Here is a 20,482-nt window from a genome sequence, read left to right as displayed (position 1 = left end):
CCGGCGCGGTGCCACTGATGTGCGGTGTCACCCGGCTCGGTCATGCCGGTTCCGGAGCGTGTTCAGGACCGCTCAGTGCAAGGCACGAAGCAGTTTGGGGGGCTCCCGGAAGAATGGTTGTCCCGGACGGGGACACAAAGCACCTCGCCATGGTGAGGACGGGTGCAGACTTGAGATTAACACTACCGGATCCAACAAACATTCCCCCTCTCGGGATCGGGACACCCCGAAATCCCTGTGTTCACTGCGTCAGGACGCAAGTGGCAGCACGCTCGCTCCCGTGGCGTCGAGTGCCAGGCGATTGGCCGCCCAGCCCTCTCCCGCCAGACGTGCGACCTTGTCGGCCGCGCTTTCCTCGGCCAGCGCGAGGACCGTGGGGCCCGCGCCGGAGATCACCGCGGGCACGCCGTCGGCGCGCAGCCGCTCCACCAGGGCGGCGCTCTCCGGCATGGCCGGGGCGCGGTACTCCTGGTGCAGACGGTCCTCCGTGGCGGGCAGCAGCAGCTCGGGGCGCCTGGTCAGGGCCTCGACGAGCAGGGCCGCCCGGCCCGCGTTGGCAGCCGCGTCGACGTGCGGGACGGTGCGCGGCAGGAGGCCGCGGGCCGTCTCGGTGAGGACGGGCTTTCCGGGTACGAAAACCACCGGAACGATGGAATCGGCGGGGTCCATCCTGATGGCCCGCGCGGCTCCCCCGTCCATCCAGGAGAGCGTGAAACCGCCGAGCAGACAGGCGGCGACGTTGTCCGGATGGCCCTCGATCTCGGTGGCCAGTTCGAGCAGCGCGGCATCGTCGAGCCGGGCCTCGCCGCCTATGGTCACGGCGCGCGCGGCGACGATGCCCGCGCAGATGGCCGCGGACGAGGAGCCGAGGCCCCGGCCGTGCGGGATGCGGTTGGCGCAGACGATCTCGAGCCCGCGCGGCTGTCCGCCGAGGAGGTCGAAGGCGGTGCGCAGGGAACGGATCAGCAGATGCGACTCGTCGCGCGGGAGGGTCTCACTGCCCTCTCCGGCGATGTCGATGTTCAGCCCGGAGTCGGCCACCCGGACGACCACGTCGTCGTACAGACCCAGCGACAGGCCCAGGGCGTCGAAGCCCGGACCGAGGTTGGCGCTGGTGGCGGGGACGCGCACCCGGACGGCGGCGGCGCGGAACGCGGGACCGGCCATCGCTCGATGACTCTCCTTGAGCTGCGTGTTTTTGAGGCTCCGTATTTTCAGTACGTGCCACATGTACGGAACACCCGAAGGCCGCGAACGACGGCGGCACCGCGGCATGTGCGGCGGGGCGGGTTCGGTACAGCCTATCGAAGGAAGGTTCTGTGGCGACATAGGGCGCACAGGAGGCGCACGATGCGTGTCGTAAGCCCCCTGTGCCACCCCCTGTCCGGAGTCGCGGGTTTGGCCTGCGGTTACGCGAGGCCCAGACGCTCGGCCGCGGCCGCCGCGTCGACCGGGACGGTGACGGGCTGCGGAGCGCCCGCGACGGCCCAGTCCGGGTCCTTGAGGCCGTTGCCGGTCACGGTGCAGACGATCTTCTGCCCCTTGTCGACCTTGCCCTGCTCGGCGGCCTTCAGCAGACCGGCGACGGACGCGGCCGACGCCGGCTCGACGAAGACACCCTCCTGGGACGCCAACAGCTTGTAGGCGCGCAGGATCTCACGGTCCGTCACCTCGTCGATGAAGCCGTCCGACTCGTCGCGCGCGGCCAGGGCGAAGTCCCAGGACGCGGGGTTGCCGATGCGAATCGCGGTGGCGATCGTCGAGGGGTCCTTGACGACCTCGCCGCGCACGATGGGCGCGGACCCGGAGGCCTGGAAGCCCCACATCCGGGGGGTACGGGTCGACACCGAGTCGGCCGCGTACTCCTTGTAGCCCTTCCAGTAGGCGGTGATGTTGCCGGCGTTGCCGACGGGAAGGACGTGGATGTCGGGCGCGTCACCGAGCGCGTCGACGATCTCGAACGACGCGGTCTTCTGGCCCTCGATGCGGAACGGGTTCACCGAATTGACCAGCGCCACCGGGTAGTTCTCCGACAGGCCTCGAGCGAGGTTCAAGCAGTCGTCGAAGTTGCCGTCGACCTGGAGGATCTTCGAGCCGTAGACGAGGGCCTGGCCCATCTTGCCGAGCGCGATCTTGCCCTGCGGCACGAGGACCGCGCAGACCATTCCCGCGCGTACGGCGTAGGCGGCCGCGGACGCCGAGGTGTTGCCGGTGGAGGCGCAGATGACGGCCTGCGCGCCCTCCTCCTTGGCCTTGGTGATCGCCATGGTCATGCCGCGGTCCTTGAAGGACCCGGTGGGGTTGGCGCCCTCGACCTTGAGGTGGACCTCGCAGCCCGTCCGCTCGGAGAGCACCTGTGCGGGCACGAGCGGCGTGCCGCCCTCGCCGAGCGTCACGACCGGCGTGGTGCCGGAGACCGGAAGACGGTCCCGGTACTCCTCGATGATTCCGCGCCACTGGTGGGTCATTGCTGCTTACTCCCCTTCAACCCGCATGATGCTGGCGACACCACGCACGGTGTCGAGATTGCGCAGCGCCTCGACGGTGCCGGTGAGGGCGGCGTCGGGCGCGCGGTGGGTGACGACGACGAGGGAGGCCTCGCCGTCCTTCCCCGTCTGACGGACCGTATCGATCGATACGCCGTGCTCGGCGAAGACCGTCGCGACCTGGGCGAGCACGCCCGGCTTGTCGGCCACGTCGAGGCTGATGTGGTAGCGCGTCACGACCTCGCCCATGGAGCTCACGGGCAGCTGGGTGTACGCGGAGTCGCCGGGCCCGGTGGCCTCGGCGAGCTTGTTGCGGCAGACGGCGACGAGGTCGCCGAGGACGGCGGACGCGGTGGGCGAGCCACCGGCGCCGGGGCCGTAGAACATCAGCTGTCCCGCGGCCTCCGCCTCGACGAAGACGGCGTTGTAGGCGCCGCGCACCGATGCCAGCGGGTGGCTGAGCGGGATCATGGCGGGGTGCACGCGCGCGGTGACGGACCCGCCGTCGGCGGCCCGCTCGCAGATGGCGAGGAGCTTGATGGTGCAGCCCATGCGTTTGGCGGAGGCGAAGTCGGCGGCGGTGACCTCGGTCATGCCCTCGCGGTACACGTCGTCCAGGCGCACGCGCGTGTGGAAGGCGATGCCGGCGAGGATCGCGGCCTTGGCGGCGGCGTCGAAGCCTTCGACGTCGGCGGTCGGGTCGGCCTCCGCGTACCCGAGGGCGGTGGCCTCGTCGAGGGCCTCCTGATACCCGGCCCCCGTCGTGTCCATGGCGTCGAGGATGAAGTTGGTCGTCCCGTTCACGATGCCGAGGACGCGGTTGACCTTGTCGCCGGCGAGGGACTCGCGCAGCGGCCTGATCAGCGGGATGGCGCCGGCGACGGCGGCCTCGTAGTAGAGGTCGCGGCCGTGCTCGACGGCCGTGGCGTGCAGCGCGGCGCCGTCCTGCGCGATGAGCGCCTTGTTCGCCGAGACGACGGAGGCACCGTGCTCGAAGGCGGTCGTGATGAGGGTCCGTGCGGGCTCGATGCCGCCGATCACCTCGACGATCACGTCGATGTCGCCGCGCTTGACCAGGGCGGTCGCATCGGTGGTGATGAGGGAGGGATCGATTCCCTCGCGCACCTTGGAGGGGCGGCGGACGGCGACCCCGGCGAGCTCCACCGGGGCGCCGATCCTGGCTGTGAGGTCGTCGGCGTGCGTCGTCATGATGCGCGCCACCTCTGAGCCGACAACCCCACAGCCCAGCAGCGCCACCTTCAGCGGACGCGTACGCATCATCCGACCTCACTTCTCATACATCTACGGTGGAACCAGTCTCACCCACCGGAACGGACTTTCTGTCCATTGTCCGGATCCTGAGACGGTTATTTCATTATCCGACGTCGAGACGCAGGAGATCTTCCTCCGTCTCGCGCCGGACGATCACCCGGGCCTCGCCGCCGCGGACGGCGACGACGGGCGGGCGAAGCGCGTGGTTGTAGTTGCTCGCCATCGAGCGGCAGTACGCGCCGGTCGCCGGCACGGCGATCAGGTCGCCGGGCGCCAGGTCGGCCGGCAGGAACGCGTCCCGCACGATGATGTCCCCACTCTCGCAGTGCTTGCCGACGACGCGCACCAGCACGGGGTCGGCGTCCGAGGAGCGCGAGACGAGGGCGACGGTGTACTCGGCGTCGTACAGCGCGGTGCGGATGTTGTCCGACATGCCGCCGTCCACGGAGACGTACGTGCGCAGCCCTTCGAGCGGCTTGATCGTGCCGACCTCGTAGAGCGTGAAGGCGGTCGGGCCGACGATGGCGCGGCCGGGCTCGACGGAGATGCGCGGGGTGCTGAGCTTCGCGGCCGCGCACTCGCGCGTGACGATCTCGTTCAGCGCCTTGGCGATCTCGTGCGGCTCGCGGGGGTCGTCGTCGGAGGTGTACGCGATGCCGAGGCCGCCGCCGAGGTCGATCTCGGGCAGCTCGACGCCGTGCTCGTCCCGCACCTCGGCGAGCAGCTGGACGACGCGGCGGGCGGAGACCTCGAACCCGGCCATGTCGAAGATCTGCGACCCGATGTGGGAGTGGATCCCGATGAGTTCGAGCCCGTCGAGCTTGAGCGCGCGCCGCACGGCCTCGGCGGCCTGCCCGCCCGCGAGCGCGATGCCGAACTTCTGGTCCTCGTGGGCGGTGGCGATGAACTCGTGGGTGTGCGCCTCGACGCCCACGGTCACGCGGATCTGCACGCGCTGGCGCTTGCCGTGCCGCTCCGCGATGTGGGCGACGCGCACGATCTCCTGGAAGGAGTCGAGCACGATGCGCCCTACGCCGGCCTCGACGGCCCGCTCGATCTCCTCGGGCGTCTTGTTGTTGCCGTGGAAGGCGATGCGCTCGGCGGGCATCCCGGCGGCGAGGGCGGTGGCGAGCTCACCACCGCTGCACACGTCGAGGTTGAGCCCCTCCTCGTCCAGCCACCGCACGACTGCCCGCGAGAGGAAGGCCTTGCCCGCGTAGAAGACGTCGGCCCCGGGGCCGAAGGCGTCGCGCCAGGCCTGGCAGCGGGCGCGGAAGTCGGCCTCGTCGACGAAGTACGCCGGCGTGCCGAACTCCTCGGCGAGCCGGGTCACCTCGATGCCGCCCACGCTGACGGCACCTTCGGGGGTACGGGTGACGGTGCGGGACCAGACCTTCGCGTCCAGGGCGTTGAGGTCGGCGGGCGGCGCGCTGTAGTGCCCCTCGGGGAGCACGTCGGCGTGGCGGGGCCCTGCGGGGTGTGCGGAACGGCTCATGGCTGTGTCGTCTCGTCTCTCACGTGTGTTACGTCCGTCACATCCGTCGCATGCTCTCTCACGTTCACGGATGTCACAGGTATTCGGGTGCGCTGATGCCGAGCAGGGACAGGCCACCGGCGAGCACCGTCCCGGCGGCTTCGGCGAGCGCGAGCCGGGCACGGTGGGCGGCCGAGGGTTTCTCGTCACCGAGCGGCAGCACGCCACCTCCGGGCGTCCCCTGCGGGGGGCTCTGGAAGGAGAGGAAGGCGTCGGCGGTGGCGACGAGGTGCCGGGCGAGGCGGTCGGGGGCGCGGTGGCGCGCGGCGGCGGCGAGGACGGCCGGGTGGTCGCCGAGGGCGTCGAGCAGGACGGTGTCGCCGGGGGCGAGGCCATCGCGGGCGGGGGCGCCGTGCGCCGGGTCGCCGTGTCCCGGGTCGTCGTGTCCCAGGTCGCCCTGTCCCAGGTCGCCGTGTCCCAGGTCGCCGGGAGCGGCGTCGAAGCCGAGCGCGGCGGCGTTGCGCGTCAGGGCGCGGGCCCTGGCGCAGGCGTACCGCACCCGGAAGAGCGGGTTGGCCTCACGCTGCGCCAGATGCTCGTCGCCGCCCTGCTCGGGGCTGACACGGGGACGGTCGTGGGCGGCGGGATGGAGCAGGGCCCACCGGGCGGCGTCGCGGCCGAGGCGGAGCGGGTCCGCTCCGGCGGGGACGGGGCGGGGTCCGGTCAGCGGCACGGGCGGCCTCCCCCATGCGTCCACCCGCACGCCCAGCACATCCACCCACGCGGGATCCGGCGCTTCGTCGCAGGTCACGCGGACAAGAGCACCCTGGGACCGGAGAATCCGGCAAACGCTGTCGGCGACGACGACGGCGCGGACCTCGCGCGCCACGTGGAGCTGCGCGAGCTCCCCGGTGCCGGGGTGGACATGCCCGTAGCAGCCCCCGCGCTCAAGGATGTCCCGCACGAGAGTCTCGGCGCGGCTGCCGGCGAGGGTGATGTTCAGAAACCCGGGCCCGGTGATCTCGACCCCGGCGACACCGGGCTCCGCGACGAGCCGCGGGGACAGCACCTCGGCCACCTGCCGCGGCGACCGCCCGGCGGCACGGGCCAGCCGCAGGGCCACATTGGTGGCGTAGTCCCCGCGCCCCCCGGGCCGCGGCCGCTCGACGCGCACGCTCCCGGCCTCGGGCAGCACCACGCTGAGTTCCCCGGCATCGACGGCACGGCGCATGGCGCGCAGCACGGTGCGGGAGAGCTCGACGGGTGTCACGGGACAAGCGTATGGGAGGAGGGGGGCCGGAACGCGACTTGGTTTCCCGGATAGTCCGGGATGTGGACGGGGGCGCCGGCGCACGGGAGGAGTGAGCGCGTGGGGGCGGGTGTGGGCAGGTGGGGACATGTACTACGTACGCATCGGCCTACGTACGTATCGGTACGTCACGTGGGACTACGCGGAGCGCTCGCTCCCGCCGGACCCGCTGGCCCGGCACTCGTTCCGCACGGGGCCGCGGTCGCGCGTGTATCCGCGTCCGGGCCCCTGATGGCCGGGATCGTGTCCGGGTCCGCGCCCGCCGCGCCCCATCAACCGGCGGACGGCCTCGACCAGTTCGTTGGGCTCGAAGGGCTTGGCGAGGAAGGCGTCGACGCCGACCTCGAGCCCGCTCTCGACCTCGTACTGGGTGCAGGCGCTGATGACGACGACGGGCAGGTTCCGCGTCCGCGCGTCGGCGCGCAACCGCGCCGCGGTGCGCAGGCCGTCGAGCCGGGGCATGACGACGTCGAGGGTGATCAGATCGGGCTGGACCTGGTGCACGACGTCCAGGCATTCGACACCATCGGCCGCGGTCACGACCTCGAAGCCCTCCAGCTCGAGGTTGACCCTGATCAGTTGCCGAATGACCTTGTTGTCGTCCACAACAAGCACGCGGCCGGGCATGCCTGGCACAACTCGAGAGTAGGTCCGCGCCCGCCACCGCGTCCCGGTTTTCCCTACTTCCGCCCCGTGCGGAGCGCGTGCACGGGGGCCTCCGCCCCGCCGCCCGGACCCGCTCCGGCACCCCCGTCGAGGCCTCGAAATACCTGTTCATGGAGAGCCCCGGAGAGCTGGTAGTGTTCTACCCGTCACCGCGCAAACAGCGCTGATACGCCCCCGTAGCTCAGGGGATAGAGCAACGGCCTCCGGAGCCGTGTGCGCAGGTTCGAATCCTGCCGGGGGCACACTGTGCAAGTGTGCCTAAGACCCCGTCACCAGCGGAGACGCTGACGACGGGGTCTTTTTGTATATGCAGGTGGAGGCGGGCTGAAGCAGTCGTTTGCCAGTGATCACGTAATGGCTACGTAATGATCTTGGCGGCTGTTGGTGCAGGTGAGCGGCCGTTTTCGGGGTGCGGTCGATGGCATGGAGAAGGCCCCGGAGCACAACGGCTCCAGGGCCTTTCTCAGCGGGCTTCCCTCGGTCTCAGGTCTCGCCGTCCCCCTCCCCCAGCCCCTGCATGATCCGGTCGTTCATCTCCGCTTCCTGGCCGTCGACGCACTTGGCGTAGATCTTCAGCAGCACGTCGACCGAGTGCCCGGCCCGCGCGGCTACTTCAGGCGCGGGGACGCCGGAGTTGAGCCACTGTGAGACTCCCGCGTGCCGGAGGTCGTACGGCCGGGCCGCCATGACCGACCCGACCTGTTGCGGAGGGAGCGCCAGTTCCCGAGCCTGCTTCCAGACCCGCGAGTACGACGAGGCCGCGACGACGTTGCCCCGCTCGCTGGAGAAGAGACGCCCGTCCGCAGCCGTACCGAACTCCTTGATGTGGTCGAGGAGCAGTCGAACCAGAGGGGGCGGGATGGGCACAGTCCGGATCTCACCGGCTTCCCGCTGCTTGAGTCCACGACGATCGTGAGCCTCGCCAGAGTCCGTCCACGCCTTCCCGGCTGTCGGCCGGGTCTCCGCCAGCTCGATGCGGCCCCATCCCTTCTCCGGGAGGAAGCAGTCCGAGCGACGCAAGCCCAGTGCTTCGCCGGGTCGCACCGCCGCGTAGTACAGGCACCCGAAGAAGGCGCGGAGTCGACGGCCGCTCGCCCGGTCGTACTCGCCGACGTAGGTGAGCGCGGTCAGCAGCTCCCGCGCCTGCCGGGGATTGACCACCACGCGCCGATCAACCTCATGCACCGCCCGCTTGCCCCGAGTCCGGCGCACCTGCGAGAGCGGGTTGACGGTCAGTGCGCCAAGTTCGACGGCGTACTGCAGCACGTTGAAGACCACCGCGCGGCAACGCCGGTAGGTCTGCGTCGCGGCCGGTTTGCCGTCGAGACGTCGGGTGAGCGCGTCGACCAGGTCCTGTGCGCGGGTTCCCTCAGAGAGTTCGACCACCGGCAAGGACGCCTTCGACAGCCAGGCCAAGGCAGCGGCAATCTCCTCGGGACGCTCCCGTTCTCGACGAGGCGGAGGCAGCAGGTGCGACCGCAGCGCCCGACGCAGGGCTGATGGGTCAGGCCGCCCGCGCAACGCCTTCACGGGGACCGGCAGGACCGTGGCCAGCGCATCGGTGACACTGTCGCGCTGCTTTGCCGAAGCCTCCGCCCACCGGGCATCGAGGTACTTCACGGCCAGTTCCACGAAACTCAGCGCGACTTTGCCGCCCCGTAGGGAGTCGGGCAGGCCCGTCACCGTGTCGAAGGCTTCGCCTCTCTCCGTGGCACGCAGGAGCTTGGCGCGGAAGCGGTCGGCGAGCGGCTTGGTCTTGTAGGAGTCGTGGAACGGCTCGCCCTCCGCTGACCAACGCACGAGATGAGTTGGCTTCTTGGCAGAGCGATTCACGCTCAGCTTCCAGATGACGACCTTGTACGACTTCACCGCGCATCCCCGTCCACGCCTTCCGCCCGCTCGTCCACCCAGGCGTCGAGTACGTCGCGGCGCACACGGAGTTGGCCGTTCGGGAGGCGAATGCAGGTCGGGGCGAGTTCGAGTTCACGCCAGCGGTAGAAGGTGCGGCGGGAGACGCCTCCTAACTCCTCCAGGACCTGCCGCACGGTGAGGAGTTCGGCCGATGGCCGGTTACGCGCCATGCCGACAACCGCCTTGCCGTACGGAGGCCGCGAGCAGCGCCCCTTCCGGTGAGAAGCCGCGCCCGGCGTACCGCCAATTCCCAACCAGGGCTACGGGACGGCCGGCGAAGCCGAGCGCGGCTCGCTGCTCCTCGGCCCGGTGGTCGGCGCGGGTACGACGGAGTTCACCGAGAGTGGTCGAGTAGCGGCGGGACTTGGTGGAGAAATGACCGCCGTAGCCGAGCATGTGGGCCCAGCGACGCAGGCCGAGGGCGGCGAACGCGGGCAGGCCGCCGAGCCACCAGCACGTACCGATCATCCGCAGCACGTGCGCCCGCACCGGCAGAAGGACCAGTTCCCGCGGGGAACGGATACGCCCGTCAACCGCGCCGGCCGACTCGGCGCCCTTGGTCGCGTACTTGGCGATGTACCCGGCCACAGCCCCCGACGATGGCCGCTCTCCCGTCGCGGAAGCGGCGACCGGGCGTACGTCGATCTGCGCGCCGAAGCACAGCACCCGGGCCCCGACGACCGAGCTACCCGGCGCCCGCAGCCGCACTCGGGAGGCTGCGGCCGGGACGGCATCAGCAAGCAGGGCGATGCTCGCCCAGGTGGGCGGGAAGGAGTCCGGTCCGTCCGGGCCGTCGAGGCGGACGACCACATGGAAGTGGACCAGGCCGCGCCGCTGGTACTCGGCGACCTTGGCGTACGAGACCCGGGCCCCCCAGCTCCGTGCGGGAGATTCCGACCCGGCGGGCGATCTCCCGTCGCAGCTCATGCCGAAGCGGTGCCAGAGCAGGCCCGCGCAGGACTGCCAGAGCACGGCTCCGGCGTAGTCGTAGCAGCGCGGGCAGAGCGGTTCGCCAAGGCGAGGGTCGTCCGCAGCATGGCGGAGGGTGCAGCCGAGGGGCAGGCCGTGCGGACAGTCCGCGGCACCCCGCCGGGGGCGGCACGGGCGTACGCGGCCCGACTGCTCCCGGCGAGTGTGGACCGGTCCGAAGCCGGGCGCGGTGAGAGTGGCGAACACCCGGGGGTGCGTGTCCACCGTCTCCGGGACCGCCTTGCCGCCGACGAGGCCGGCGCGTACGAGCTGGTACGTGTCTGCTTGATAGAGGCGGGAGCAGGCAGGGCAGACGGATGCCCGGCGGTTCCCGCAGGCGGTCAGCAGACGCCGCGCGCTGGCCGGACTGCTGGGCTCCTCGGCACCGGCCAAGGTCTCCCCCGTGGCGGTGTCCACCAGGACGCTGGAGCCGACGAGATGAACGGGGTTGGTGCAGCCGCCTAGGCGGACGATGGCGCGACGCCAACCGGGGAAGTCCGGCTGTGCCGCCCGCTCCAGGAGAGCGGCAACGCCCGGGGAGGGTGAGAACGGCGCGTTCATCGCCGACCACCGCCCCCGGGGCCGAAGGCGTGCCCCATCACGGCGGCGATGGCATCCGGCGGGGTCTTAGCGCTGAAGCGGTACGTCGGGTCGGTCAGCCAGACCGCAGCGGCATGTCCGGGGCAGAGTCGGCGTTCGGTGTCGTCGAGGGCGACCAGGACGACCTGTTGCCGAGCAGCAGCACGGCCGACGTGGTGACCAGCACGGTGACTCTCCTTGTCAGGCCAGGGCGACGGACAGTTCGGGCAGTGCGGGTGCCAGGTGCGCGTGGGCGGCGGCAACGGCTTCGGCCTCCGCTTCGGTGATCAGGTGAGACCGGCCGCGCTCCCAGCCATCGCCAGAGGCGAGCACGGCAGTGCCGGCCTCTTCGGGAGCGATGGCCTGAGCAGCCTTGAGCGCGTCAGGGTTGAGGTCGCCGAGTGTCATTTCCGCCGTACCGGGATCAGCGACCCGGTGGCAGACCCGGCCACCGAGCTGGGCCCGGAGCGCGGTCACCCCGGGGCCGAGGTCGGAGCCGACGCGCTGTCCGGCGACGACGAGGAACACCCCGAGAGCGGCGCCGAGTTGGGCGAGCCGGATCAGCGCGGTACCTGCTGCGTGTGCTTCGTCCTTCTCGTGGCGCCCGGCGACGAGGAAGAGTTCCGCGATCTCGTCGACGATCACGACGACCGGTACCGGCCGTTCCTTCTCCGCGAGGCCCCAGATGTTGCGGACGCCGGCCGCGCGGCAGACCGTCATGCGATCGAGGGTGAGATCCACCAGCGCGGACAGCAGCCGCACCGCCTGCCTCCGGTTGGTCGCGAGGGCGGAGAGGCGAGGCCCGTAGAGCGACAGTTCCATGCCGCCCTTGCAGTCGATGCCCACGAGGGCGACCGGTTGCGGCGCGAGACCGGCGACGAGTGCGTTGATCAGCGTCGACTTGCCGGAACGGGTGGCACCGACGATCAGCCAGTGCGGTATGTGGCGCAGGTCTATGACCCAGGCCGCTCCGGTCTCCAGTGTCCCGACGACGACCCGCAGCAGTCGCCCTGGTCCACGGGTGTGCGGCGCCCGTGGTGCGGCGAGCGGGTTGGCGTACAGGGCGTTGATCCGTACGACACCGGGCCGCTGGGACGTGACCCGGACCGCGTGGATCTGCCAGTCCTCCGCCATGGCGGGAGCCGCCTTCACGAAGTCCTCGGGCAGTTGCCCAGGGAGCAGGCGAGCCAGGAAGACGAAGCCGGTAGGCGTGGGCCGGATGAACCCGTAACGGGGAACGCGGGGTTGGGGCGGCGGAGCCCCGTTGCCGACGAGCCCGGCCACCACCGTCAGCGCCGGGCGACGACTCACGGCGAGTCCGCACCCTGCCATGAGAGCCCGCCAGGTGCGGGTGACGCGGAAAGCGGCGGCCGGGTAGCCGAGTAACAGCCACCAGGCAGCCGGATGCCTCCGGCGAAGCGCCGGGCCCGCTATCAACAGGCCCAGCACCACGACGGCGGCGACCACAAGGACCCAACTCGGCCAGATAGCCCCGGCCGCCGGGTCGGAGGACGCCAGGGTCATCACTGCCCGGCCCCCTTTGCGGCAGAGGCCGCCTGCAGAGGTCGAATCTCGGCGGCGCGGTAGGCGATCCCGTGCCGACCCTCGTTCTCCCAAGGGATGGCGACGAGGTCGCGCACGGAGACAGGCGTGCCGTTCTGCACGCCGGACGGCTCACCGGGAACGCTCACGTTCACCACGTCCGCCGAGGTGCCAGCCATCAGGCACAGGCCCACCTGATTCAGCGTCTTGCCGGTGTCCCGGTCCACCCGGACCTGCCCGGACTCACGGCTGACGAGCCGCGGAGTCGGGGGCACGGCGCAGATGATCCCCGTGAACTTGGCGGTGTCGATCGGAAGGGTTGCCACTTCTTGGACTCCTCTCATGGGCACCCGCAAGCGAGTCCTGCGGGTTGCTAGACCACCCGTAGTACGGGTGACGTGAGTCCAGATTGGCGACCCGTAGTACGGGTTGTGAACCGTGTTGGGATAAGAGAAGCTGTCCACGTTCGTGGACAGCTCGTCTACGGAAACGCACAAGCCGCGAAGGCCGAAGGCCGAAGGCCACGGAGGACTGGGCATGCCGCCAAAGAACACGCAGCCGAAGTACCGGCAGATCGCCGACTACCTGCGCGAAGGCATCCTGGACGGCACCTTCCCGGCCGGCCAGCCGCTCCCCTCTGAGGAGTCACTGGCCAAGCAGTTCGGCGTGACGCGCCCGACAGTCCGTCAGGGCCTCACCGAACTAAGGGCGTCTGGACTGGTCGAGGCCATCATGGGCCGAGGCACGTTCGCCCGCTCTCCCCAAAACCGCCCCAGCCTCACGCTCCCCCGGGGCGTCCGCCGTGCCTCCGACGGCTCATACACAGAGGCCGACGGCATCCGCTGGACCGACGCCGAAGAGCCCACGGCGACGCGCACTGACGCCCCGCTTGCCCTGGCAGACCTACTCCGTATCCCGCCCGGCGAGCCCCTGTTCACCTACGACGCCCTGCAGACCGCCGACCAGGGCCGCCTACGCCAACTCCACCGCACCTACATCCCGTTCTCGGTTCTCCTGGACACCAAATACGAGGAGCAGCCCCCGCCGCCGGCTCCGCACCTCTACAACGCGCTCGCCGAGCTGGGCCACGAACTCCACTTCACTGAGTACATCCGCACCCGCATGCCCCTCCCGGATCAGGCCCAGACCCTCCGACTCGCCGACGGGGTGCCGATGCTGCACATCCTCCGAGTCACGCTCACAGCCACGGACAAGCCGCTAGCCTTGGAGGAGTTCCACCTTCCAGGGCATGACTTGGAGCTTGCGTTCCGGCTGTAGCGAGCCACGCTGGATTCAGCGCACGGTTCAGACTTTCTCTACTTCTTCAAGTACCCGGCGCCGCTCCGCGCCGCCGGGCGGGCTCACGGCTCCGCCGGGGCTGCCGCTCCTGCCTTCGGCCCGCTACGCCCCGGCTGCGCCGACGCCCGCCCACGCATGGATTGGCCCGGGGTCATGAATCGAGCGCCCCACTCACGCGACACACGGTCACAGACGATGCCTCCGGCGGGGGATCGGCCAGCACCGGGATGGAGGGGGCGCCATTCCCGGCCGCGGGCACATCGTGGCGAGCGTTGGGAGCTCCCATCCCGTCCACCATCGACCCAGGCAGAGCCGAGCAGACGCGGCCCGGGGCGTCAAGGTCGTTCGTACAGTGGCGCGCTCCACCTTGACGCCCCGAACCACGCCCGCTCCACGGAATGTGGGTCGACGGCGGACGGGATGGGAGCTGGGGAAGTTGCGGGTTAAGGAGGTGGGCCAGCTTGGCAAGCTTCATCAACTCCCGAGCCGTCGAGGGCACAGCTCCCTATGATGAGCGCTCGGACGATGCACGGAGGGCGCCTGGGAAGACCGCACACTGAGCCCTTAAGCGACCGCCTGACGCTTCAATGGATCAAGTGCTCGATGTAAAATCGACGCAGAACGGGCGGCACGCTTGACGCTCCGAGGCGTCATCGGGTTGCATGGTTACTGGCCAGTGATAAGGGGTCCAGGGGACTTCTTCCCTTACGGGATAGCTGGCCTTTACCTTGTCTGCCCCCAGGGAGTGAAGGTCGAGGCGAGGGTGGGCGCCACACAGGGCTCGTACCAAGCACACTTACGGCCTTCCAAGATCCGCTGTACCGCCCACAGCGCGTAGTCGGCCACCTGGACACCCCACGAAGTGGGCGCGTTCCAGACACAAAGGATGATCTCGCGATCGGTTGAGAGCTGTTGGCACACATCTTGAAGCGCGAGGCGTGCACTGCCCTCCTTCTTGTTCGTCGTCAGGGAAGCAGCAATCACGTACACCGTGTCGCCCGGTGAGCTGACGCGACGGACTATCTCTTTGAAGTGCAAGTACCAGGCGAGTTTGTACAGCCGCATCTGGCCTGCGTCACGTATTCGCTGGTAGGCGTTCTTCTTCAACAGGAAAGTCGTGTCGATGCGGGGGGCTTGCTCCTTGATGAGGTCGAAGACCTCGGACCGGGTGGCGTACGAATCGTTCTTGGCGTGCAGCCCTTGAGGCAAAAGGACGCCATTGCGTTCTAGGCGACACCGCAGCTGGAGCCCCTGCCAGAGGCAGTGGCCATGATCGCCCTCAAAGACTGCCGTTCCAAAGCCGAAGTAGGTACTGGCGCCCGTGGAGCCCGACATGTCGAGGTCGCCAGTTTCGTCGGCATACATGTAGATCTCGGCCACGCAGCCCTCCGGTCTTCCACTCCCGTTGATGTCGGAGTGGTCGCCTGTTGGCCTCAACTCCGTTGATGTGTGCATATGTTGGCATGCTCACCCGACACATCCGGGATGGAATAGGCTTAAGTGTCCACCTACAGTGGACGCATGGACGACGTACCTGCGGAAAATTCGCCGGTCAACGATCCCGGCCACCCGGTGTTTGACCCTTCGCGCCCGTGGCCTTGGGTGTCGTACGAAGATCCCGCCTGGCCTCTGGATCCATGGATCGTCTCCAACGACGAGGACCTGGCAGAAGCGGCGGTGCGCTTCGGCATCTGGTACTTGCACGCGCACGTCGAGGGGATAAGCCTCCTCCGCGCTGCTGCACTGTGCGAGGACGCAATGCCACGTGTGGTGGGAGACGTTGTAGCTGAGGCTCGGACCAGACGCTATTCGTGGGGTCGTATCGCCGAGCACTTCGGGGTCGGGCGAACGGCTGTGCAGAAGCGCTTTGGTAAGCACCCCGACGGAGCACGGGTGACGTCCTTGGAGTGGCAGTACCGCATGCTCTCCGAATACCTCTACGCAGCGGAACGAGACAGGCCTGACGCGTACCCCGACAGGCAGGACGTGGAACTGACGCGAGCACGATGCATCAGCCGTAGGAGAGGGCGGTTTCAAGACCCTCTAGATCAGATACGCAAGGTCGTTGCACGGCGGCGCCGACCGACGGATGAGGCACGGTAGTGAACCTCTCTACCGCTGGAGCCTCGTGCCGACAATACGATGGTGACTTCCGTGTCGTAGGACCGGTACGCGATGGCCAGCTGCACGGACGGAGCCTCGGCATGCGGCACGCCAGTCCGCGCACCACAAGCGCACCAGATCGCGCGGAGAACAGCGGGGAACCACGGTGAAGGCTGTCAATCCCAGGGAGGCCGAAGTTCAACCTTTCTCCCACGTCAGTTCCGAATAGGCCCCAGATGATCGCCGCTTCCCAAGCGGAGGGCTCGTCGCTCGGGCTCGACCTCCACTCCTTTCCGCCCATGCCGTTGCTCATCACGCCGTTTTGACCGGCGCGGTCGAGGCGAGGATGCCTCCATGAGTAGCTGGGGAGAGCTAGCGGGCGAGACGACGAGTGCGCTGATAGGGACCTTGGCCGGCGGAGCAATCGCGGTGTATGTGGCACGTTGGCAAACCGCTAAGTCCATAGAGGCTCAAGGTGCACTTGCCGCTGAGCAGCAGACTGCCGGTGCGGCGTTGGCGCGTAGCCAATGGACTCAGCAGCGCTCTGCCGAGGCTGCTCAGCGGCTGTTAGAACGACTCGCAGCACTCTACGCATGGCTACCCTCACTTCCGGACGTAGCTTTGGATGAGCCACGGTTGAGTGCGGAGGCTCGTGAGCGGTGCGCGGAAGCTCTCGAATCCGTCCGCCATGGCATGCAAACGGATCTTCTGTCCATCGAGGACGATCAAGTCCGGGCACGCTTCAGAACTCTGGTTAAGCTGGGCTTCGATGTCGCACGGCGAGGCATAGGGCAAGGAAACAGTGCTCGCCAGATCCGTGACGTACGTGGGTACCTTCGCTACGTGCAGCTCACCCTGGAGTCTGTCATCGACGGAAGCCCTGTACCCAATCACTGTGAGCCGCCCGTACTTGACCGGGGTAGCGGCGATGCCTGGGTGCCTCCGCACGTGCCTTGGCACTGGCAGGACCCAGCCGACGGCAGTTGAATAACTGACGGGGTCGGCTACGAGCGCTCGTGATCATGCCAAACGGTGTCGCCTGACATCTACGACTGACATCAACATCGGCAGATGGCAACGGCTCTGCGCAGTAGTAGGTGTCGGTTCAAGCGCCGCTAAAGCCGTCCGGTTTCGGTGTGCGGCAGAACTCCTAAAGCGGTGCTCAGCCAACCGTGCCCAATGCGTGACCTTGTCGCCCTAGTCCGCCACGTGCAGGGCCGTGACCTGCTGCGGTGCCCAGCTCCCAAGGGGTCTCCGGAGCTCTCGCGCATTCAGCCCGCCAGCCGACGTGGTGGCGGGGCGTGCCCTTCCGAGGTCAGCGACGGAGCCGCCACTGCCGTTCAGGACGCAGGATCGAGGCATCACGCAGGACTTTGAACAGGCGGTCTTCGGCCTGTTCCCATTCGCGGGCTCTGTGTTCGGCCATAGCCCAGGATGCTTCGAGGAGGATTTGTGCCCCTTCTGGCTCCGGTGAGCCCGACAATCGCGCCGTCTCGTTTTGATAGCCAGCAACAGCGAGGACGAAGCCGACGAGTTTCGTTCCCCAATCCTTGTAAGCATCAGAGACCGCCACTGGCGCGTACAGCGCAACCTTCGTTTCGAGCAGGCGTACAGGTTCCTGAGGTCGGTTGGGGTCCCAGTCGTCCGGTAGTCGCTTGCTGGCCATCACCCACCCTCGGGTGTTCTTGCGCGCCAGCGTGTACCGGTGGATCTCCTCCAGTGCGTCGGCTCGCCGCTCCCACAGTTTGTGGTCGCGTTCGCGCGCGTTGGTGGCCCGCTGGGTCAACACTGACGCAGCGATAGACGCGACGGCTCCGATTACGGTGCCGAGGAGTCCAGCCACAACAGGTGTGATCGTCACAGGATGAGCGTAGGCACGGACGCGGCACCGTAGGCCTGTATCTCGCGAGGTCCCGGAAGCAAGGTGAGTCCACCGGGAACTTCGAGAGTGTTCAAAGCACGCCGAGCGACGTGAGCACCACCAGACAGAGCGTCAGCGACCCGCCGAAGACGCCACCGCCGTACAGGACCGCCGGGCCCTTGGGGGTGGTGGGCTTGCGATGGGCGCGACAAGGACATAGGTGTGCCAGATCCTGCGGGGAACCACGGGGAACAGCGGGGCACTCAGTCGCCAACCAACCGACGTCGGCACCACATACCCACAGGTCAATAGGGCACACGCCCTCAAAGAACCCAAGCTTCCCAAGCTCAGAGCCCCGGCCGCGCAGCTAGGGCTCACGCCAGGGGGGCGCGCAGTTTGTGGATCTCCGGGCGCACCTTGTCCACGAGGTCATCCCTCAGCATGGCGTTGAAGGCTCGTCGAGCGGTCAGTGCTCGCTCATCGACCTCCACACCGTGCCGCAGTTGCCGCACATAGGTCTCCCGCACCAGGTATTCCGCGGGCAGGTAGGTGTCCTTCAACCACCGATACAACTCATCTGAAGCCAAGAGCAACAACCGCCGATACGCTTCGTCGCGGGCGCGGACCCGATGGTTATGCTCCTTGTGCTTTCCTTCGCAGCCGGTCTCCTGGACGAACGTGAGCCAGTCCATCCACAGGCTCGTTGCCAACATGAAGCTCTCGATGCTGGCCAGGCGGCGCTCCTGAGCCTTCTCCAGCAGGCTTGCCCGCAGCCGCAACCGCTCCACGGACCGTGTGGCGAACGCGGTCGGGAGGCCCCCGACCACCGCTGCAACAGCCGCAATCACGGCCGCCATAGTTACGCTCTCCATAGTTGCCCTTCCCCCCACGGCTACCCAGAGGTGTTGGCCAGCCTCGTCGGAGCCGTCTCAGTTTGCGTCTCATTCAGCTACGTTCACAGCCGTTCAGGCGAGACCCAGAACAGAGCTGGCACAGGTAGCTGACCGGCCATGAACCCAGGTGGACGCCCCCGAACGCACCCCAGCGCCCCACCACCACAGTTGGAAAGCGTGTTGGCGGGCATCCTTCCCCTGTGAACGCCTGGGGAACGCTTCTCGCAACCGCCACGGGAGCGGCAATTGCGCTGCTGGGCCAGTACCTGAGCAAACGGAGTGAGGCACGCGCGAGGGCTGTGGAGTCACTCATGGAGGCGTGCGCTCATGTCGCAGCCTCCAGTGGAGATCTTCTAAACCGTATCTGGGAAGAGCAGGTCCTGAACCTTGAGGATCGCGTGATCCATTGGGACTTGGCCAGTCATCGTCTGGCCACTGCGCGCATACAAATCTTGTCTCAGGATGCTGCGCTGTTGGCCGCCCTGCAGGAGGTCAACGACGCCGGCCAAGCCTTAGGGGCGTACTGGCGTCGAGGTAATGCGGCAGAACCCGAGTATCGATCCCGACGGGACAGGTACCGCACAGCGCTGCACAGATTTGTTGAACAGAGCAGCCGGGTCGTTGGGAAGCGGCTCCATCGTCCGTAGTCAATCACCGCACGATGTCTGCACCAGCCGAGCTGGGAGCAGCAATGCATCGCGGAAGGGCATTGAACCGAACCATCTTGATACTCGACGAAGGTGGCCTGTCGTCCGCCCGGGCTGCGGCGCTGGGGCGCCGGTCCCGGCCGGGCGGCAGGCCACCTGGCTTGTGATCGCGATGTAGTGCGTGGCGTTCAGCGGGCAACAGCCGAGGCAGACAAGGCTGCTCGCTAGGCTTTCGCCTGTACTCCCGCAGTGATGAGCTGCGCCAGCAACTCGGCCGCTTCCGGGCGGATCGTGCCGAGGCGGACCAGTCCGTCACCGCGCACGTTCACGTCAACCCTGAGGCCGGGGAAGTCGGATTCCAGGCCGAGGGCGGCGAGCTGCTGAGCGAGGGTGTCCGCGCTGCGCCGGCCTTCCGCCCAGCCTCGGACGTAGTTCACGCCGGTGTTCAGATTCTCGGCGCGCGGGGCGATGACTCCGTGTCGGTCGGTCATGGCTCACTCCCCCGGGGTGTGGTCGGTCGCGGTGTCTGGGCGGGATTCTGCGGGGCTCGACAAGCCCAGCCGCAACAGTTCGGCCAGGTGCTCGGCCGTGCTTGGCGAGACACGGCCCAGTTCGACCAGGCCGTGGCCGAGGGCATTCAAGTCGGCGCGTAGGTACGGGAAGTCGTGGTCGAGGCCAGCACTGGTCAGGGCGTCCCGGAGGGCCATGGTGGCGTTGCGGGCGGCGTACCAGCCGTCGCTGTCCAGTGGTGTCCAACGGGCGGCATCGACGCGGCCAGACGGTTCGTCATGCACTGGTGCTCGGCTCCTCGGGATAGGCCGCGAGGGCATCGGCGGGAGAGCGGAAACGCTCTCCGTAGTGGTCGACCCGGGTCAGGAGCTCGGCGGAGGCAGCAAGGAGCATGGCCAACGCGATCGGCCGGAGGGGGTTGGCTTCCGGCCGGCGGATCGGTGCACGGAGCCATTCATAGCGATCGCCGGACAAGGGCATGGGACCCGGCACTACGACTACCGCGTTCGCACCGAGGTAGCGGTAGGCCAGCGGCTTGGTGCTCTCGCGGTTGACGAAGTGCGCGAACCAATCGCGGCTGTTCGAGCCGAGGAAGAAGCCGACGCGCTGGGCTGCGCGATCCACCATCGCCGGGCCGCAGGGCAACCCCTGGCGGCACATCTGCTCGAAGGTCTCCAGCCCGAGGCGTTGTCCGACGGACACCACGTCGAAGAGGCGTCCGGTGTGGAGCATCGTCGGCTGGCGCGGGTCGTCGGCCCAGTGGGCTCGACACGTCATCGGGTCGTCTGCGCTCGCCGAAAGCCACTCGATGCCTCTCCTGGTCATCGTTTGCACGTCGTCTCCCCACCTCGGTTCCGCCGTCGCACTGTCCTGCGGCGCGGTGGTTCCACACTCCCGGTGAGGGCGTTGAGCTGGGCAGATGACGAGAGGCGACGAGGGGTGACGTGCGGGACGAGGAAGC

The 20,482-nt window shown here is 68.5% G+C and carries 18 protein-coding genes and 1 tRNA gene; 2 read left to right on the top strand and 17 right to left on the bottom strand.

The features are described 5' to 3' along the window. Nucleotides 1–249: 249 nt before the first annotated feature. The 6 genes from thrB to ACZ592_RS33425 form a co-directional block, all read right to left on the bottom strand. Nucleotides 250–1,167 (bottom strand): homoserine kinase, encoded by a 918-nt coding sequence (thrB, locus tag ACZ592_RS33450; RefSeq protein WP_471585445.1) that lies wholly within the window; start codon nucleotides 1,165–1,167, stop codon nucleotides 250–252. A gap of 242 nt (nucleotides 1,168–1,409) precedes the next feature. Continuing rightward, nucleotides 1,410–2,468 (bottom strand): threonine synthase, encoded by a 1,059-nt coding sequence (thrC, locus tag ACZ592_RS33445; protein WP_471585444.1) that lies wholly within the window; start codon nucleotides 2,466–2,468, stop codon nucleotides 1,410–1,412. Nucleotides 2,469–2,474: 6 nt separating this feature from the next. Then, on the bottom strand, nucleotides 2,475–3,767 hold the full coding sequence (locus tag ACZ592_RS33440; RefSeq protein WP_471585443.1) for a homoserine dehydrogenase: 1,293 nt from the start codon (nucleotides 3,765–3,767) through the stop codon (nucleotides 2,475–2,477). A gap of 94 nt (nucleotides 3,768–3,861) precedes the next feature. Continuing rightward, nucleotides 3,862–5,253, bottom strand: a complete 1,392-nt coding sequence (gene lysA, locus ACZ592_RS33435; protein ID WP_471585442.1) for a diaminopimelate decarboxylase — start codon at nucleotides 5,251–5,253, stop codon at nucleotides 3,862–3,864. A gap of 73 nt (nucleotides 5,254–5,326) precedes the next feature. After that, on the bottom strand, nucleotides 5,327–6,502 hold the full coding sequence (gene nrtL, locus ACZ592_RS33430; RefSeq protein WP_471585441.1) for an ArgS-related anticodon-binding protein NrtL: 1,176 nt from the start codon (nucleotides 6,500–6,502) through the stop codon (nucleotides 5,327–5,329). A gap of 177 nt (nucleotides 6,503–6,679) precedes the next feature. Then, on the bottom strand, nucleotides 6,680–7,168 hold the full coding sequence (locus ACZ592_RS33425; RefSeq protein WP_471585527.1) for a response regulator: 489 nt from the start codon (nucleotides 7,166–7,168) through the stop codon (nucleotides 6,680–6,682). 209 nt (nucleotides 7,169–7,377) lie between these two features. Here ACZ592_RS33425 and ACZ592_RS33420 point away from each other — a divergent pair. Further along, nucleotides 7,378–7,449: transfer RNA gene (locus tag ACZ592_RS33420), tRNA-Arg, on the top strand. 241 nt (nucleotides 7,450–7,690) lie between these two features. Here ACZ592_RS33420 and ACZ592_RS33415 read toward each other — a convergent pair. The 5 genes from ACZ592_RS33415 to ACZ592_RS33395 form a co-directional block, all read right to left on the bottom strand. Continuing rightward, the gene (locus ACZ592_RS33415) at nucleotides 7,691–9,076 is read right to left on the bottom strand and encodes a tyrosine-type recombinase/integrase (protein ID WP_471585440.1); all 1,386 of its coding nucleotides are present in this window, start codon (nucleotides 9,074–9,076) and stop codon (nucleotides 7,691–7,693) included. After that, nucleotides 9,073–9,288, bottom strand: a complete 216-nt coding sequence (locus tag ACZ592_RS33410) for a helix-turn-helix transcriptional regulator (RefSeq protein ID WP_471585439.1) — start codon at nucleotides 9,286–9,288, stop codon at nucleotides 9,073–9,075. Before ACZ592_RS33410 ends, ACZ592_RS33415 begins: the two co-directional genes overlap by 4 nt. After that, nucleotides 9,278–10,648 (bottom strand): replication initiator, encoded by a 1,371-nt coding sequence (locus ACZ592_RS33405; RefSeq protein WP_471585438.1) that lies wholly within the window; start codon nucleotides 10,646–10,648, stop codon nucleotides 9,278–9,280. The genes ACZ592_RS33410 and ACZ592_RS33405 overlap by 11 nt, the downstream gene beginning before the upstream one ends. A 219-nt stretch (nucleotides 10,649–10,867) precedes the next feature. Continuing rightward, a complete protein-coding gene (locus ACZ592_RS33400; RefSeq protein WP_471585437.1) occupies nucleotides 10,868–12,190 on the bottom strand; it encodes an FtsK/SpoIIIE domain-containing protein in 1,323 nt (440 codons plus the stop codon). Then, nucleotides 12,190–12,534 (bottom strand): SCO3933 family regulatory protein, encoded by a 345-nt coding sequence (locus tag ACZ592_RS33395; RefSeq protein ID WP_471585436.1) that lies wholly within the window; start codon nucleotides 12,532–12,534, stop codon nucleotides 12,190–12,192. The genes ACZ592_RS33400 and ACZ592_RS33395 overlap by 1 nt, the downstream gene beginning before the upstream one ends. A 211-nt stretch (nucleotides 12,535–12,745) precedes the next feature. On the opposite strand from ACZ592_RS33395, the gene ACZ592_RS33390 reads away from it, so the two are divergent. Continuing rightward, entirely contained in the window at nucleotides 12,746–13,486 is a 741-nt protein-coding gene (locus ACZ592_RS33390; protein WP_471585435.1) for a GntR family transcriptional regulator, read from the top strand. Between the two features lie 744 nt (nucleotides 13,487–14,230). Here the strand turns inward: ACZ592_RS33390 and ACZ592_RS33385 are convergent. From ACZ592_RS33385 to ACZ592_RS33360, 6 genes are all read right to left on the bottom strand, one after another. After that, the gene (locus tag ACZ592_RS33385) at nucleotides 14,231–14,887 is read right to left on the bottom strand and encodes a DUF3800 domain-containing protein (RefSeq protein WP_471585434.1); all 657 of its coding nucleotides are present in this window, start codon (nucleotides 14,885–14,887) and stop codon (nucleotides 14,231–14,233) included. Nucleotides 14,888–16,925: 2,038 nt separating this feature from the next. Then, nucleotides 16,926–17,471 (bottom strand): hypothetical protein, encoded by a 546-nt coding sequence (locus tag ACZ592_RS33380; protein WP_471585433.1) that lies wholly within the window; start codon nucleotides 17,469–17,471, stop codon nucleotides 16,926–16,928. Nucleotides 17,472–17,845: 374 nt separating this feature from the next. Then, entirely contained in the window at nucleotides 17,846–18,328 is a 483-nt protein-coding gene (locus tag ACZ592_RS33375; protein WP_471585432.1) for a hypothetical protein, read from the bottom strand. A 907-nt stretch (nucleotides 18,329–19,235) separates the two neighbouring features. After that, nucleotides 19,236–19,502, bottom strand: coding sequence for a hypothetical protein (locus tag ACZ592_RS33370; RefSeq protein ID WP_471585431.1), 267 nt, complete (start codon nucleotides 19,500–19,502; stop codon nucleotides 19,236–19,238). Nucleotides 19,503–19,505: 3 nt separating this feature from the next. Further along, entirely contained in the window at nucleotides 19,506–19,805 is a 300-nt protein-coding gene (locus tag ACZ592_RS33365) for a hypothetical protein (RefSeq protein ID WP_471585430.1), read from the bottom strand. Then, nucleotides 19,798–20,346 (bottom strand): bifunctional DNA primase/polymerase, encoded by a 549-nt coding sequence (locus tag ACZ592_RS33360; RefSeq protein ID WP_471585526.1) that lies wholly within the window; start codon nucleotides 20,344–20,346, stop codon nucleotides 19,798–19,800. Before ACZ592_RS33360 ends, ACZ592_RS33365 begins: the two co-directional genes overlap by 8 nt. Nucleotides 20,347–20,482 lie beyond the last annotated feature (136 nt).

This window comes from Streptomyces sp. NPDC040622, from assembly GCF_055593965.1.
The sequence above is the reverse complement of the archived record's forward strand: the minus strand, read 5'-3'. Positions and strand labels throughout refer to the sequence as shown.